The sequence below is a fragment of the Streptomyces sp. DH37 genome (assembly GCF_029813835.1).
In the GTDB taxonomy this organism is placed as follows: domain Bacteria; phylum Actinomycetota; class Actinomycetes; order Streptomycetales; family Streptomycetaceae; genus Streptomyces.
On sequence record NZ_JARVKV010000010.1, the window covers coordinates 48,047 to 63,580 of the forward strand.

At 75.1% G+C, this 15,534-nt stretch carries 12 protein-coding genes; 9 read left to right on the forward strand and 3 right to left on the reverse strand.

Features of this window, described 5'->3' with window-relative positions; all coding sequences use genetic code 11:
• Positions 1-325: 325 nt before the first annotated feature.
• The 3 genes from QC029_RS08010 to QC029_RS08020 all read left to right on the forward strand — a co-directional run bounded on the left by QC029_RS08010 (position 326) and on the right by QC029_RS08020 (position 6,064).
• A complete protein-coding gene (locus QC029_RS08010; protein ID WP_279554772.1) occupies positions 326-3,874 on the forward strand; it encodes an ATP-dependent DNA helicase in 3,549 nt (1,182 codons plus the stop codon).
• A gap of 260 nt (positions 3,875-4,134) precedes the next feature.
• Positions 4,135-5,076, forward strand: a complete 942-nt coding sequence (gene nudC / locus QC029_RS08015; RefSeq protein WP_279554773.1) for an NAD(+) diphosphatase — start codon at positions 4,135-4,137, stop codon at positions 5,074-5,076.
• Between the two features lie 163 nt (positions 5,077-5,239).
• The gene (locus tag QC029_RS08020) at positions 5,240-6,064 is read left to right on the forward strand and encodes a nucleotidyltransferase family protein (RefSeq protein ID WP_279554774.1); all 825 of its coding nucleotides are present in this window, start codon (positions 5,240-5,242) and stop codon (positions 6,062-6,064) included.
• Between the two features lie 137 nt (positions 6,065-6,201).
• Here the strand turns inward: QC029_RS08020 and QC029_RS08025 are convergent, their stop codons facing one another.
• Positions 6,202-6,444: a mycoredoxin gene (locus tag QC029_RS08025; RefSeq protein ID WP_279554775.1), complete on the reverse strand. Its 243-nt coding sequence runs from the start codon at positions 6,442-6,444 to the stop codon at positions 6,202-6,204.
• A 230-nt stretch (positions 6,445-6,674) separates the two neighbouring features.
• Here QC029_RS08025 and QC029_RS08030 point away from each other — a divergent pair, with 230 nt between their 5' ends.
• From QC029_RS08030 to QC029_RS08045, 4 genes are all read left to right on the forward strand, one after another.
• Positions 6,675-8,915 carry an ATP-dependent DNA helicase UvrD2 gene (locus tag QC029_RS08030; RefSeq protein WP_279554776.1) on the forward strand — a complete coding sequence of 747 codons (2,241 nt, stop codon included), beginning with the start codon at positions 6,675-6,677 and terminating at the stop codon, positions 8,913-8,915.
• A gap of 151 nt (positions 8,916-9,066) precedes the next feature.
• On the forward strand, positions 9,067-9,375 hold the full coding sequence (locus QC029_RS08035) for a hypothetical protein (protein ID WP_279554777.1): 309 nt from the start codon (positions 9,067-9,069) through the stop codon (positions 9,373-9,375).
• A 132-nt stretch (positions 9,376-9,507) separates the two neighbouring features.
• Positions 9,508-9,870 carry a WhiB family transcriptional regulator gene (locus QC029_RS08040; RefSeq protein WP_279554778.1) on the forward strand — a complete coding sequence of 121 codons (363 nt, stop codon included), beginning with the start codon at positions 9,508-9,510 and terminating at the stop codon, positions 9,868-9,870.
• Entirely contained in the window at positions 9,867-10,190 is a 324-nt protein-coding gene (locus QC029_RS08045) for a hypothetical protein (RefSeq protein ID WP_279554779.1), read from the forward strand. The genes QC029_RS08040 and QC029_RS08045 overlap by 4 nt, the downstream gene beginning before the upstream one ends.
• A 210-nt stretch (positions 10,191-10,400) precedes the next feature.
• Here QC029_RS08045 and QC029_RS08050 read toward each other — a convergent pair whose 3' ends face one another.
• Positions 10,401-11,804 carry an AarF/ABC1/UbiB kinase family protein gene (locus tag QC029_RS08050; protein WP_279554780.1) on the reverse strand — a complete coding sequence of 468 codons (1,404 nt, stop codon included), beginning with the start codon at positions 11,802-11,804 and terminating at the stop codon, positions 10,401-10,403.
• A 54-nt stretch (positions 11,805-11,858) separates the two neighbouring features.
• Positions 11,859-12,974, reverse strand: coding sequence for a ThiF family adenylyltransferase (locus QC029_RS08055; RefSeq protein WP_279554781.1), 1,116 nt, complete (start codon positions 12,972-12,974; stop codon positions 11,859-11,861).
• 231 nt (positions 12,975-13,205) lie between these two features.
• Between QC029_RS08055 and QC029_RS08060 the strand changes: the two genes are divergently transcribed.
• Positions 13,206-13,826, forward strand: coding sequence for a M48 family metallopeptidase (locus QC029_RS08060; RefSeq protein WP_279554783.1), 621 nt, complete (start codon positions 13,206-13,208; stop codon positions 13,824-13,826).
• A 69-nt stretch (positions 13,827-13,895) separates the two neighbouring features.
• Entirely contained in the window at positions 13,896-15,530 is a 1,635-nt protein-coding gene (locus QC029_RS08065) for a TerD family protein (protein WP_279554784.1), read from the forward strand.
• Positions 15,531-15,534: the final 4 nt, after the last annotated feature.

Below are 15,534 nucleotides of genomic sequence, written 5' to 3' on the forward strand. Positions count from 1 at the left end.
GACCGCCGCCGGTTGCGTTGCCGGCGACGACGCCGAGCCCCGCGTCCCGCGGGTGGAGGGGGAGGGCGGTGACGGGCCCGGTGTGACGGACTTCACCGGGTTCGCCGGTTCCACCGATTTCACCGGCTTCGGCGAGAAGGCCGGGGCGGGGAACCGGAGCCGGCCGAGGCCGCCGACACGGGGGAACCGGGTCGACCGGGCTCCCCGCGGGGCTGATCGGCGCGGTCGCCGGCGGTCCGCGGACCCCCGGGCGCGCCGCGTGCCGCGCTCCCCGCCGGCGACCGCGCCGCCGCGGCTGTCGGCGGGGAGCGCTAGCGTCTTGCGGGTGCCCGCACAGCTCACCGACCCCGACGACCTCAGACGGCTCCTCGGCATCCCCTTCACCGCCGAGCAGATGGAGTGCATCACCGCGCCGCCCGCACCGCAGGTCATCGTGGCCGGAGCCGGCTCGGGCAAGACGACGGTGATGGCCGCCCGGGTGGTCTGGCTGGTGGGCACCGGGCAGGTCGCGCCCGAGCGGGTGCTGGGACTGACCTTCACCAACAAGGCCGCGGGCGAGCTGACCGACCGCGTGCGCAAGGCCCTGACGAAGGCCGGGGTGCTGGACCCCGACCCCGCCGACCCCGACCACGCGCCGGGCGAGCCGCGGATCTCCACGTACCACGCCTTCGCCGGACAGCTGCTGGGCGAGCACGGCCTGCGACTGGGCATCGAGCCGTCCGCCCGGCTGCTGGCCGACGCCACCCGCTACCAGCTCGCCGCCTCGGTGCTGCGCGCCGCGCCCGGCCCCTTCACCGCGCTGACCAAGTCCGTCAGCGAGCTGGTGCGCGACCTCCTCGCGCTCGACGGCGAGCTGTCCGAGCACCTGGTGGAGCCGGAGCGGCTGCGCGCGTACGACCGCGCGCTGCTCGACCTGCTGGAGAGCGGCGCGGTGAAGCTCACCAACGCCGCCCTGCGGAAGGTGCCCGAGACCGTGCGGGGCCGCCTGGAGCTGCTGGGGCTCGTCGAGGAGTACCGCAGGCGCAAGCGCGAGCGCGAACTGCTGGACTTCGGCGACCAGATGGCCCTCTCGGCGAGGCTGGCGCGCGACGTGCCCGAGGTCGGGCGGATCCTGCGCGAGGAGTACGCCGTGGTGCTGCTGGACGAGTACCAGGACACCTCCGTCGCCCAACGCGTCCTGCTGGCGGGCCTGTTCGGAGGGGGCACCGGGCACGCGGTCACCGCCGTCGGCGACCCCTGCCAGGCCATCTACGGCTGGCGCGGGGCGTCCGTGGCCAACCTCGACGACTTCCCCGAGCACTTCCCCCGCGCCGACGGCGCCCCCGCCCGCCGCCACGCCCTGAGCGAGAACCGCCGCAGCGGCGGACGGCTGCTGGACCTGGCCAACACCCTGGCCGCGCCGCTGCGCGCCCGCCACGCCGGCGTCGAGGCGCTGCGGCCCGCCCCCGGCGCCGAGCGCGACGGCCTGGTGCGCTGCGCGCTGCTGCGCACCCACGCCGAGGAGATCGCGTGGCTGGCCGACTCCATCGCCCACCTGGTCGGCACCGGCACGCCGCCCGGCGAGATCGCCGTGCTGTGCCGGACCGCCGGCGACTTCGCCGAGATCCAGGGCGCGCTGGTGGCCCGCGAGGTGCCGGTGGAGGTCGTCGGCCTGTCGGGACTGCTGCACCTGCCGGAGATCGCCGACCTGGTCGCCATGTGCGAGGTCCTCCAGGACCCGACCGCCAACGCCTCCCTCGTCCGCCTGCTCACCGGTCCGCGCTGGCGCATCGGCCCCCGCGACCTGGCCCTGCTGGGCCGCCGCGCCCGGCTGCTGGTGCCCGGCGGCCCGCGTGCGGAGGGCGGGGACGCCGACGTCGGGGCGCGGCTGGCCGCGGCCGTGGAGGGCACCGACCCGGCCGAGGTGGTCTCGCTGGCCGACGCGCTCGACACCTTCCTGGGGACCAGCGGCCACGACGACCCCCTGCCGTTCTCCGCCGAGGCCCGGGTGCGCTTCGCCCGGCTGGCCAAGGAGATCCGCGATCTGCGGGCCTCGCTGGCCGATCCGCTGATGGACGTGCTGCACCGGGTGCTGTCCGCCACCGGCCTGGAGGTCGAGCTCTCCGCCTCCCCGCACGCGCTGGCCGCCCGCCGCCGGGAGACCCTCGGCACCTTCCTGGACATCGCCGCCGGCTTCGCCTCGCTGGACGGGCAGTCCACCCTGCTGGCCTTCCTGGGCTTCCTGCGCGCCGCCGCCGAGTACGAGAAGGGCCTGGACGGCTCGCTGCCCGGCGGCGAGAACACCGTCAAGGTGCTCACCGCGCACAAGTCCAAGGGCCTGGAGTGGGACGTGGTCGCCGTACCCGGGCTGGTGCGGAAGAACTTCCCCAGCGAGCAGGCCCGCGAGTCCTGGCTCGCCCAGCCGAAGGTGCTGCCGCCCGCGCTGCGCGGCGACGCGGCGACCCTGCCGGAGCTGGGGGGCTGGACGGCCGGGGACCGCAAGGCCTACGACGAGGCGGTCAGGGAGCACCAGTACACCGAGGAACTGCGGCTGGGCTACGTCACCTTCACCCGGCCCCGCTCCCTGCTGCTGGGCTCCGGCCACTGGTGGGGGCCGAGCCAGAAGACGCCGCGCGGTCCCTCGGCGTTCCTGGAGGCGCTGCGCGGGCACTGCGAGGCCGACCCCCGCCACGGCGAGGTCGAGCACTGGGCCGACGAGCCGGAGGAGGGCGAGGAGAACCCGGCGCTGGAGGAGCCGGCCGAGGAGCGCGCCTGGCCCCTGCCGCTGGACGAGGCGGCCTGGGCGCGCCGCCGCGCCGCCGCCGCGCGGGTCCTGGCCCATCTGGACGGACGGGCGGACGGTGGCGCCGACGGCGGGCCGGACGGCGGCGCCGACGGCGGGCCGGACGGCGGCGCCGACGGCGGGCCGGACGGACGCGGGGAGCGGGGCGGGCCCGATGGGGGGCCGCCGGCCCGGACGCTGCCCCGTCCCCGCACGGCGCCGCGGGAGGAGCCCGCGGCGCCGGAGCTGACCCCGGAGGAGGCGCGGGCCGTCGCCTCCTGGGACCGCGACCTGGACGCGCTCGCCGCCGAACTGCGCCGCGCGCGGTCGGGCGTACGGGAGGTTCCGCTGCCCCCCACCCTGTCCGCGACCCAGCTCGTGCGCCTGGCCGCCGACCCCGGGAGGTTCGCCGAGGAGCTGGCCCGGCCCATGCCGCAGCCGCCGCGCCCCGCCGCGGCCCGGCGCGGCACCCGCTTCCACGCCTGGGTGGAGTCCCGCTTCGAGGCGCTGGAACTGCCCCTGCTCGACCCCGAGGAGCTGCCGGGCGGCGAGGAGGACGGTGGGACCCACCCGGGCGGGACCGCCGCCGGGATCGCCGACGAGAGGGACCTCGCCGCGCTCAAGGAGGCGTTCGGCCGCACCCCCTACGCCCACCGCACCCCGTACCGGGTCGAGGCGCCCTTCCGCCTGGTGCTCGCGGGCCGGGTGGTCCGGGGCCGGATCGACGCGGTCTACCGCGACGAGGACGGCGGCTTCGAGATCATCGACTGGAAGACCGGGCACTCCCGGACGGCCGACCCCCTCCAGCTCGCCGTCTACCGCCTCGCCTGGGCCGAGCGGCACGGGCTGCCGCCCGAGGCCGTGCGCGCCGCCTTCCTCCACGTCCGCAGCGGCGAGCTGGTCCGCCCCGCCCGGCTGCCGGGCCGGGCCGAGCTGGAGCGGCTGCTGCTGTACGGGCCGGAGGAGCGCGAGGGCGGCGGGGGACGCGGCGGCCCCGAGGAGGACGGGGAGGACGAGCTCCGGGACGGTCCGGACATTCCGGGCCGTCGCGAGGGGCCGGGCGCCCGGCGGGACGCGGCGGCCGATTCCGGGACGGGTGGGGCGGCCGGATAGGCTCGGGGCATGAGCACCACCCCGGCCGCTCGTGGACACCGCCGTCCGCGCGCACACCGCTGGTCGGCCTGCCGTTCCCGCAGACGGCCGGCGCCCCGGCCCCCCCGGCACGGGGGAGCGGACGGGACGGCCGTGAGCGGGCGCTGCCGCGGACGGAGGGGAACGGGGCTTCCACCGCACCCGGACAGCACGGGACCGTCGGGCGGCCGTCGTACGCACCCGAACCACCGCTCACGCCGCAGGGGAAGTTGGTAGCAGCCGTGATCACCTGGCCCGACCACACCACCGCCCACCCTCCGATCACGCTCACCGCCACCGGCGGCATCGACCGCGCCGCCCACCACCGGCTGGACGAGGCCTGGCTCGGGGCGGCCTGGAGTCACCCGACGACCCGCTGCTTCGTGGTGTCCGGCGGGCAGGTGCTGATCGAGGACACCGGGGACGGCCGCGCCGAACTGGTGACCATGCCGTCCTTCGACGCCCCGCTGACCGAGGCGCACCGCTACTTCCTCGGCATCGACGGGGACGGCGTGCGCTACTTCGCCCTCCAGAAGGACGCGCTGCCGGGCCGGATGGACGACGCGGCCCGCCCGGCCGGGCTGCGGGAGGCGGGCGTGCTGCTCTCGGAGCGCGACGCCCAGCTGATGGTGCACGCCGTGGCCCTGGAGAACTGGCAGCGCATGCACCGCTTCTGCTCGCGCTGCGGCGAGCGCACGGTCATCGCCGCCGCCGGCCACATCCGCCGCTGCCCGGCCTGCGGCGGCGAGCACTACCCGCGCACCGACCCGGCCGTGATCATGCTGGTGACGGACTCCGGGGACCGGGCGCTGCTGGGCCGCCAGGTGCACTGGCCCAAGGGCCGCTTCTCCACGCTCGCGGGCTTCGTGGAGCCGGGCGAGTCCATCGAGCAGGCGGTCGTCCGCGAGGCGGGGGAGGAGGCGGGCGTCACGATCGGCAGGGTCGAGTACGTCGCCAGCCAGCCGTGGCCCTTCCCGTCCAGTCTGATGCTGGGCTTCGTGGCGCACGCCACCTCCACCGAGATCCGGGTGGACGGCGAGGAGATCGAGGAGGCCCGCTGGTTCTCCCGCGAGGAGCTGCGCGACGCCTTCGCCTCCGGCGAGGTGCTGCCGCCGTCGGGCATCTCGATCGCGGCCCGGCTGATCGAGCTGTGGTACGGGGAGCCGCTGCCGCGCCCGGTGTGACCGGCGCGCGCCCCCGGCCCGCCGCGGGAAGCCGTCCGTCCTCCGGCACGGCGCGCACACCGGGCTCGGCGCGCGGCCCGCACCCGCCTCCGCCCCCGCCTCCGCCGTCCCTGTGGCACGCTTCACCGCGGCAGGACATGACCGGCACGCATCGGAAGGCGAGGTGGTTCCCGTGGACGACCGGGCGTTCCTCGACCACGTCGCGGACCGGCTCGCGGCGCTCCCCGGCGTCCGGGCCGTGGCCCTCGGCGGCTCACGGGCCCAGGGGACGCACCGGCCGGACAGCGACTGGGACCTCGCGGTCTACTACCGGGGCGGGTTCGACCCCGGGGACCTGCGGGCGGTCGGCTGGCCCGGCGAGGTCTCCGGGATCGGCGACTGGGGAGGCGGGGTGTTCAACGGCGGCGCCTGGCTGACCGTCGACGGCCGCCGGGTCGACGTGCACTACCGGGACCTGGACGTCGTGGAGCACCAGCTCGCCGAGGCCGTGCGGGGACGCTTCCACCGCGAGCCGCTGATGTTCCACCTGGCCGGCATCCCCAGTTACCTGGTCGTCGCCGAACTCGCCGTCAACCGGGTGCTGCGCGGGACCCTGCCCCGCCCCTCGTCCTATCCGCCGGCGCTGCGCGGGGCGGCCGCCGAGGAGTGGCGGGCGACCGCGCGCCTCACCCTGGCCTACGCCCGGGACCACCACGCGCCGCACGGCCGTCTCGCGGAGGTCGCCGGGGCCGTCGCCACCGCCGCCGCGCAGGCGGGGCACGCGGTGCTGGCGGCACGGGGCGAGTGGGTGACCAACGAGAAGAGCCTGCTGGCGCGGGCCGGACTGCGCGGCGTCGACGGCGTCGTCGCGGGGCTGGACGCCTCTCCCGAAGCCCTCGCGGCGGCCGTCGACGCCGCCGGGGCACTCCTTGAGGAGGCCCTCGAGGAAGCCTTCGAAGAGGCCTTCGGGGAGGTGCCCGCGGCGGCGTCCGGCTCCGCGGCCGACTGACTCCGGCCCCCGGCCCCCCGGCCGAGCCCCCGGAACACCCCGGGACGCCCCGGGACGTTCCGGAACCCCCCGGAAAAGCACGGCGGGGCGGTCCGGGCGGCCGCTGGGGGCCGCCCGGACCGCCCCGCGGTGGGACGTCAGGCGCCGACTCTCTCCCTGACCTGCGCTATCGACGGGTTGGGGAGGGCCGAGCCGTCGGGGAAGAGCACGGTGGGAACGAGCTGGTTGCCGTTGTTGACCTTCTCCACGAAGGCCGCGGCCTCCGGGTCCTGCTCGATGTTCACCTCGGTGTACGCGATCCCCTCGCGGTCCATCTGGCCCTTGAGCCGGCGGCAGTAGCCGCACCAGGTGGTGCTGTACATCGTCACCGTTCCCGCCATGGGTCTCGCGCTCCTTCGTCTCGGCAGTCTCGACGGTCTCGCCGCTGTGGCATCGGTGGAACGTTCAACCGGCCCGGACCATTCCCGGCCGCCTCGCCCGTTCCCCCGTACGCGTGTACGCGTGCGCCCCCGCCGCTTCCCGGTGTCCCCGCCCCGCATTCCTGTGAGGAATCACGACCGCCTGTGGACGACGGTTACGGGCCTCCGCGCCGACCTGGCAGCATGGCGGGGTGACAGCAGCAACCCCCTCCTCACTCTTCCCCTCCGTCCCCCGGTCGCCCGACGCGGTGCTCGACGGGCTCGACCCCGAGCAGCGGGAGGTGGCGACGGCGCTGCACGGCCCGGTGTGCGTGCTGGCGGGGGCCGGTACGGGCAAGACGCGCGCGATCACGCACCGGATCGCGTACGGGGTGCGGGCGGGCATACTCCCGCCCGCGAGTGTGCTGGCCGTCACCTTCACCAACCGCGCCGCGGGCGAGATGCGCGGGCGGCTGCGCCAGCTCGGTGCCGGCGGTGTGCAGGCCCGCACCTTCCACTCCGCCGCCCTGCGCCAGCTGCAGTTCTTCTGGCCGAAGGCGATCGGGGGCGAGCTGCCCCGCCTGCTGGAGCGCAAGGTGCAGCTCGTCGCCGAGGCCGCGGCCCGCTGCCGCATCCGGCTCGACCGCAACGAACTGCGCGACACGACGGGCGAGATCGAGTGGGCCAAGGTCACCCAGACGGTGCCGGAGGACTACCCGGCCGCGGTGGCGAAGTCCTCGCGCGAGGCCCCGCGCGACCCGGCCGAGATCAGCCGGATCTACGGGCTCTACGAGCAGCTCAAGCGCGAGCGCTCCGTCATCGACTTCGAGGACGTGCTGCTGCTCACGGTCGGGATCCTGGAGGAGAGGCCGGACATCGCCGACACCGTGCGGCGGCAGTACCAGCACTTCGTGGTGGACGAGTACCAGGACGTCAGCCCGCTCCAGCAGCGGCTGCTGGAGCTGTGGCTGGGGGAGCGGAACAGCATCTGCGTCGTCGGCGACGCCAGCCAGACGATCTACTCCTTCACCGGGGCCACCCCCGACCACCTCCTCAACTTCCGCGCCCGGCACCCCGACGCCACGGTGGTGAAGCTGGTGCGCGACTACCGCTCCACACCGCAGGTGGTGCACCTGGCCAACGGACTGCTGTCCCAGGCCCGGGGCCGGGCCGCCGAGCACCGGCTCGAGCTGGTCTCCCAGCGGGAGGCCGGGCCCGAGCCCGCCTACACCGAGTACGCCGACGAGCCGGCCGAGGCCGAGGGCGTCGCCCGCCGGATCCGTGAACTGATGGACGCCGGGGTCCCCGCGAGCGAGGTCGCGGTGCTCTACCGCGTCAACGCCCAGTCCGAGGTCTACGAGCAGGCCCTGGCGGACGCGGGGGTGCCCTACCAACTGCGCGGCGCCGAGCGGTTCTTCGAGCGGCCCGAGGTGCGCGAGGCCGGTGTCGCCCTGCGCGGCGCGGCGCGCGCCGGAGGCAACGACACGCTGCTGGCCGACGCCGTGGACCTCCCCTCCCAGGTGCGGGCGGTGCTCGGCGGCACGGGCTGGACGCCCCAGCCCCCGGCCGGTTCGGGCGCGGTGCGCGACCGCTGGGAGTCCCTGGCCGCCCTGGTGCGGCTCGCCGAGGACTTCGCGCGGGCCCGGCCGGAGGCGACGCTGGCCGACCTCGTGGCCGAGCTGGACGAGCGGGCGAACGCGCAGCACGCCCCCACCGTCGAGGGCGTCACCCTCGCCTCGCTGCACGCCGCCAAGGGCCTGGAGTGGGACGCGGTCTTCCTGGTCGGACTGACCGACGGGACGGTGCCCATCACCTACGCGAAGACCGACGAGCAGATCGAGGAGGAGCGCAGGCTGCTCTACGTCGGCGTCACCCGGGCCCGGCGCCACCTCTCCCTGTCCTGGGCGCTGTCGCGCTCGCCGGGCGGGCGCGGCGGACGCCGCCCGAGCCGGTTCCTGGCGGGGCTGCGGCCCGGCTCCCAGTCGGACGGCGGCCGTACGGGTGGCGCCGGCGGGGTCGAGCGCGGCGGCGGGCGGTCGCGCAGGCGGCGCGGTCCGGTGCGGTGCCGGGTCTGCGGGCGCACCCTCACCGACGCGGGCGAGATCAAGCTGATGCGCTGCGAGGGCTGCCCGTCCGACCTCGACGAGGAACTGTACGAGCGGCTGCGCGAGTGGCGCTCGGCCCAGGCCCGGCAGCTCGGCCAGCCCGCCTACTGCGTCTTCACCGACAAGACCCTCATGGCGATCGCCGAGGCCCTGCCCGACAACGAGGCGGAGCTGGCGCGGATCCCCGGTGTGGGCGGACGCAAACTCCAGAGGTTCGGCGCCGACGTACTGGCCCTGTGCGCGGGCGAGGAGGTCGGCGCGGACGCCGGGGAACCGGCGGGCGAACAAGTGGACGAAGGGGCTCCGGAATCTGTCACGGAGGCTGTTACGAATCTGCCGGAAAAATAGTTTGCGCGGGCCGTGCCAACCCTCATAGCCTTCCGGGCATGGAGAAGGCGGGGCCTACTGGCTCCACCGGATCCATGCTGTACTGAACCCTGAACGTCCGGATCGACACACCGATCGATCCCCCACAAGCGCCGAGAGGAGGCGAACTTCGATGACCACCACGATCACGACGGAACTGGTCGGCCGCGAGGTCGTCGCCTCCTGCCTGCTCGGTTCCCGCCTGTCCGGCACCGGTGTCTCCGGTGTCGCGGCCGCACGCCCGGCCTCCCTCGCGGTTCTGCCGATCCGCGAGCGGATCAGCGAGCGACCGACCCAGGCACCCGCGGTAGTGGCGGCGGCACAGGCTGATGCCTATGCCTTTGCCGGCGCGGCCAACGGTGCCGACAACGGACAGAAGCAGTCGCAGCACCACACGATGTGGGCCTTCCGTGGGCTCGAACCCTGGAGAGATCCAGCCTGATCGGCGCGATCAGGTCGGCACCTTCCAGGGCCGCGGAACCCACACCGGGATCCGCGGCCCTTTTGTTTTCCCCAAGTGGCCCGGCCACCAGCCGGGTCGAAGAGACGACGCACAGACGAGGAACTCACCGCCGTGCACATCCAGACGCACGCCCCGTCCGTACAGCCCGACCCGATCCGACCGCCCGATTCCACGGAGGACTCCTTGACCCCGCTCACCACGCTCACCGAGCTCGACGACGCCATCGAGCGTCTCGGTGTGGCCGTGCCCTGCCGCAGCTACGACCCGGAGGTCTTCTTCGCCGAGTCGCCTGCCGACGTGGAGTACGCCAAGTCCCTCTGCCAGACCTGCCCGCTGCGCGAGGCGTGCCTCGCCGGGGCGAAGGACCGGCGCGAGCCCTGGGGCGTCTGGGGCGGCGAGCTGTTCGTCCAGGGGGTCGTCGTTCCCCGCAAGCGGCCGCGTGGTCGCCCGCGCAAGAACCCGGTCACGGCATGAACACCGCCGGCACCATCGATCGCCCCGCGACGCACGATCCCGCGCTGCGTCCCTTCCCGAAGTCGGAACCCGCGATGACCCTCAGCACTGACAACCACGCAAGCACCCAGCCCGACGCCACCGCCTCGCGCCAGAACAGGAACCGCGACATGCAACTCATCCCAGAAGCCATGGCCCGCGCCCATATGCACGAACGCATGCGGGAAGCCGAGGCCGAGCAACTCGGCCATCGGCTGATCATCGCCCGCCGCATGCAGCGCCGTGCCGAGCGGGCCTCCCTGCGGGCCCGCCGCGCGCTGGCCCTGGCCGTCATGCAGTGACCGCGGACCGGCTCCGCCGCCGGCGGGAGCCGACAGCCGCTCCCGGCCGCCGGCCCTGACGACCAGGACCGGCGGGCCGGGCGACGACCGAGAACGGCACGGGAACCGGGGCGGTACCGCCCCGGTTCCCGCATTTCCGCGGGCTCCGCGGGCTCCGCGGGCTCCGCGGGCTCCGCGGAGCCCGCGGGACGTCCCCGGCCTCCGGGGCCCTCAGGCGGAGGTCTCCGTCATCTCCGCCTCGCCCTCCGGGAGGTCGAGGTCCGCCTCGTCGCCCTCCTCAGGCAGAAAACCCGGCACCCACGCCTCCATCTCCTCGTGCATGCGCACCCGCGCGCCGAGCTGGCACAGCACACCGATCGTGCTGAGCGTCACCCGGTGGATCAGCAGGTAGGAGGGCGGCAGATTGAGCTGCTTGCCCAGATGGTAGGCGGGGGAGCGCGGATCGGCGATCCGTGTGGCCTGCTCCCGCATCCAGTCCCGGGAGAAGGTGAACTCCTCCACCTGGGCGGGCTCGATGATCGGCATGAGGTAGTCGAGCACCGCCTCCGGGTCCAGCTCTATCGTCGGCTTGACGAAGCCCTCGTCGCACAGCAGCCCGTACACCGCCTCCGAGTCGCCGTCGAGCGCCATCCGCAGCGCGATGCCGATCGTCGGCGGCAGCCCTTCCGGCAGCCGGTCCACCGTGCCGAAGTCCATCACCCCCAGCCGCCAGCTCTCGGGCGGCCCGTCGGGGGCGTCACCGGTCAGCAGACGGAAGTTCCCCGGGTGCGGGTCGGCGTGCAGCAGGCCGGTGCGGGCCGTGCCCGAGAAGAGGAAGCGCGCCAGCAGCTGTCCGGCCCGGTCCCGCTCCTCCCGGCTGCCGTTCCTGATCACCTCGGCCAGCGGCACGCCTTCCATCCACTCGGTGACCAGCACCTGATCGCACTGGTACACCACATCCGGCACCCGCACGTCCGGGTCGTCGGCGAACTCCGCCGCGTACGCCCCCTGCGCCTGGGCCTCCAGTTCGTAGTCCAGCTCCTCGCTGAGGCGGTCCCGCATCTCCGAGACCAGCGGCTTGAAGTCCACGCCCGGGATGAGCGGGCCCAGCAGCCGGACGAAGCGCCCCAGCTGGTTCAGGTCCGACAGCAGCGCCTCACCGGCGCCCGGGTACTGCACCTTCACCGCCACCGGGCGGCCGTCGTGCCAGACACCGCGGTGGACCTGCCCGATCGAGGCCGCCGCCGAGGGCTTGTCCTCGAACTCCTCGAACAGCTCCCGCCAGTCCTCGCCCATGCGCTCGGCCAGTGCGGCGTGCACCGTGGCCACCGGCATCGGGGGCGCCGCCTCCTGGAGCCGGGTCAGCGCCGCGCGGTACGGCCCCGCCACCTCCTCGGGGAGCGCCGACTCGAAGACCGACAGCGCCTGGCCGAACTTCATGGCGCCGCCCTTCAGCTCCCCGAGGACTTTGAACAGCTGCTCGGCGGTGCGCTGCTGCAGCTCCTGCCCGACCAGGTCCGCGGAGTAACCGCCGATCCGCTTGCCCAGCCCCCAGGTCGCGCGCCCCGCTATACCCAGCGGCAGCGCGGCCAGCTTGGCGGTACGGGTGACGGCCTTGCGCGGAAGATCCGACATGTGCCCCTCCAACTTCCCGACAGCACGACCAGGTGGCAGCGCCGAGGACAGCGGTCATGTGGCCATTGTGGACCGCTGGGCCCCGTCCGCCGAGAGTGGGCGGTCACCGTGCACGGGAGCGGCACCGCACGGACACTCCGCGTGCGGCGGCACCGGCTCCGACTCGGCGCGCAGCCGCGGCAGCACCCACTGCTGCCGCGCGTCTGTGACACAGCTCTCGTCCCCGTCCAGGAAACTCAGCGCGTACGAGGCGGCGGCCCCCGCGACCACCGTCGCCAGCGCCACGTCACAGGCGGGCACGGCCGATCGCCGTGCCGACCTCCACTGTGCCACCACCAGCGGCCAGGTGGGCTCCCGCTCCGAACGGCCGAGCATCAGGCACTCCGCGCACGCCGTCGCTCCCGGCAGCACCAGCGGACCCACGAAGCCGGTGGCCTCGACGACGCCGGCGTACAGGTGCGGCTGCCCGCCGCGGACCAGTTCCCCGGCCGCGGCGGGGTCCGGGGCGTAGGCGGCCAGTCCGTCGCGCGGCGCGATCACCACCAGGCCGAGCCCGGGCTCCGCCTCCCCCCGGGCGGGGCGGGGCGGCCGGGACCCGGAGGCCGCCCGCCGCACCGCCCTGCCCGCGGCCGAGACCCGCCGCTCCCCGACCTGGTCGGGCGCGATGCCTCCCGGCGCGGTGTCCCACGGCGCCACGCAGCCCCCGTCCACCACGTCGACCTGCCCCACCCCGGCCGCCGACAGCAGCGCCGCCACCGTCGCCCCGACCCGTCCCGCACCGCGCACCTGCACCCGGCCGGCCGCCCGGGCGGCCAGCCGGCGCACCCCGCCGCCCGGCTCCGGCCGGAGCACCGAGAGCGAGCCCAGGTCCGGGCGGAGCCGGTCCTCCACCCGGGCCGCGGCCGGCCGGTGCGCGGTGGCGTCGTCCAGCAGCCCCGCCGCCGCCAGCCGTGCCGCCAGCCGGTCGGCCGCGTCCGCCCCGAGCCCCATCGCCTCCCCGGCCCGCCTGAGCTGCGGCAGGCTGCGGGTGCCGTCGAACAGCTCCAGGAAGCTGCCGGTCGCGGTGTCCACCGGGCCCAGCAGCACCGCGTGCGCGGGCGCCACCCCGTACCGCACGGTGTTCCGGTCCCGCCAGGCGCGCCGCAGCGCCGGCTTGATCATCGGATGCACACCAACCCCCTCAACCACTGCCGACGCACCGGGCGCCGGGAACACCGGACGGGCCCAGCATGCGACTCCCCCCGCGGTCGCCGCGGAGAGTTGTCCACAGGCCGCGGCATTCGTCATACCGGTCGTGCGGGGGCGCCCGGGAGGCGCGCCACCGGCTCGCACGGAGGGGCGTTTCCCCCTCGGGCGTCCGGAGGCGGGACTTCCACCGACCCCAGCGGGTAACGTCGTGGCGTGCACGCCGACCCGCTGAACAGCGCCGAGACGCCGCACCACGGCCCCGGGCCGGGAGGTGCGACGGCGGACGGCGCGCCGCCGGCGGGACCGGGCGGACCGGGCGCGGTCGAGGTCCGCCGCAGCACACGCCGCCGCCGCACGGTCTCCGCCTACCGCGAGGGCGGCCGCACCATCGTCCTCATCCCGGCCCGGATGTCGAAGGACGAGGAGCGGCGCTGGGTGAACGTCATGCTCGACAAGCTGGCCGCCCAGGAGAGCAGGAGGGCGCTCGACGACGGCGGTCTGGCCGAACGCGCGGCGCGGCTGTCCGAGCAGTACCTCCGGGGGCGCGCCCGCCCGGTCACCGTGCGCTGGGTCACCAACCAGAACACCCGCTGGGGCTCGTGCACCCCCGCCGAGGGCAGCATCCGCCTCTCCCACCGTCTGCAGGGCATGCCGGAGTACGTCCTGGACTACGTCCTCCTGCACGAACTGGCGCACCTGCTGGTGCCCGGCCACGGCCCGGACTTCTGGCGGCTGCTGGAGGCCTATCCGCGCACCGAGCGGGCCCGGGGGTTCCTGGAGGGCGTGATCGCCGCCGACCGGCTGCCGAACGTTCCCCGCGACAGGGGCGAGTGAGCCGGGGGGAGCACCGGTTAGCCTGGCGCAACGCAATTCACCGCTTCGGATGGGGGACGGTCGTTACGCATGGCCAGGGAATTCCAACGCGGCCACAAGGCCAAGATCAGCGATCTGACAGCCGGGACGGATCTGTACGTGGGCGTGCGGATCTCGGGACCGGGACTGGGCTTCGACATCAGCTGCTTCGGCCTCGACGCCGATGAGCGGCTCTCGGACGACCGCTACTTCGTCTTCTTCAACCAGCCCAAGTCGCCGGAGGAGTCGATCCAGCTCCTGGGCGCCCAGGCGGGCGACACCGAGTCCTTCAGGGTGACGCTGGACCGCATCCCCGCGAACATCCGGAAGCTCTCCTTCACCGCCACGATCGACGGCGCCGGGCAGATGTCCCAGACCGAACCCGGCTATCTGCGGATCGTCGCGGGCGGCGAGGAGGTCGCGCGCTACTCGTTCGACGGCTCGGAGTTCACCACCGAGCGGGCGGTGATGCTGGGCGACTTCTACCTCAAGGACGTCTGGCGCTTCGCGGCGGTCGGCCAGGGCTTCGACGGGGGACTGGAAGCGCTGCTGAAGCACTTCGGCGGCGAGGTGGCGGAGGAGGAGCCGGCGCCGGAACCCGCGCCCGCTCCCCAGGCGGCGCCCGGTTTCGCGCCGCCCGCCGGCCCGGCGCCCGGTTTCGCGCCTCCGGCCGCTCCCGCGCCCCCGCAGCAGGTCCCGGCCCCGCAGCAGGCCCCCGCCCCGGCTCCGGCGCCCGCCCAGCCCCTCGGACAGCCGGCGCAGCCCGCCCCGCTCTCCTACGGGGACCAGCCCGCCCAGCCGGGCTTCCCCGGGCAGGCCGTCCCGCCCGGGCCGCCCGCGCCCGTCGCTCCCCCCGGCCCGCCCGCGCCCGTCGCTCCCCCCGGCCCGCCCGCCCCGATGCCCGCGGCCCCCACCGTCCCGGGCCAGGCCGTGCCCAACCCCTTCGGGCAGCCGCAGGCCCCGCACCAGCCCTTCGGGCAGCCCCCCGGCCATCCCGGCGTCCCCCAGGTCCCCCAGGGCCCGGCGGCCGGCATCGGCGCCGCGCTGGAGAAGTACCGCGAGGCGCCCACCGGCCAGCGCTGGACCCTCCAGAACCCGGCGCTGATCCGCGCCGACCTCGGCCACGACGGCCAGGGCGTCCTCGCCCGCCAGGGCAGCATGGTGCTCTACCAGGGCAAGGTCGACTTCTCCTACAAGAGCGCCGGGTTCGCCGGCCGGATCGTCGGCAACGCCACCGGCCAGGAGATGCAGCTCATGCGCTGCACCGGCCGCGGCCAGGTGTTCTTCGCCGAGAACGCCGCGCACGTCCACCCCATCGAACTCCAGGGCGACGCCATCTGCGTCTCCGCCGAGAACGTGCTCGCCTTCGACGAGACCCTCCGGTACGAGGTCCGCCGGATCGAGGGCCACGGCATCCCCGGCGGCGCGCTGTTCACCCTGCAGTTCCAGGGCACCGGCACCGTCGTGGTCAAGACGCAGGGCACCCCGGTCGTCCTGCCCGTCACCCCGACCACCTTCGCCGACTGCCAGGCCGTCGTCGCCTGGTCCGCGGGCTCCCAGGTGATCATCTCCAGCCAGGTGCGGCTGCGCCGCAACGCCTATCCGGGCCACAGCGGGGAGACCGTGAACCTCCAGTTCCGCGGCGCGCCCGGCAACTTCATCGTCGTCCAGCCCTACGAGGTCTGAGGGA

What these genes read in the sequence shown, in the direction of transcription:
- QC029_RS08025 (WP_279554775.1), bottom strand. Translation starts at nt 6,444, where the DNA reads ATGGCGGGAACGGTGACGATGTACAGCACCACCTGGTGCGGCTACTGC.
- QC029_RS08035 (WP_279554777.1), top strand. Translation starts at nt 9,067, where the DNA reads ATGACCACCACGATCACGACGGAACTGGTCGGCCGCGAGGTCGTCGCC.
- QC029_RS08045 (WP_279554779.1), top strand. Translation starts at nt 9,867, where the DNA reads ATGAACACCGCCGGCACCATCGATCGCCCCGCGACGCACGATCCCGCG.
- QC029_RS08050 (WP_279554780.1), bottom strand. Translation starts at nt 11,804, where the DNA reads ATGTCGGATCTTCCGCGCAAGGCCGTCACCCGTACCGCCAAGCTGGCC.
- QC029_RS08065 (WP_279554784.1), top strand. Translation starts at nt 13,896, where the DNA reads ATGGCCAGGGAATTCCAACGCGGCCACAAGGCCAAGATCAGCGATCTG.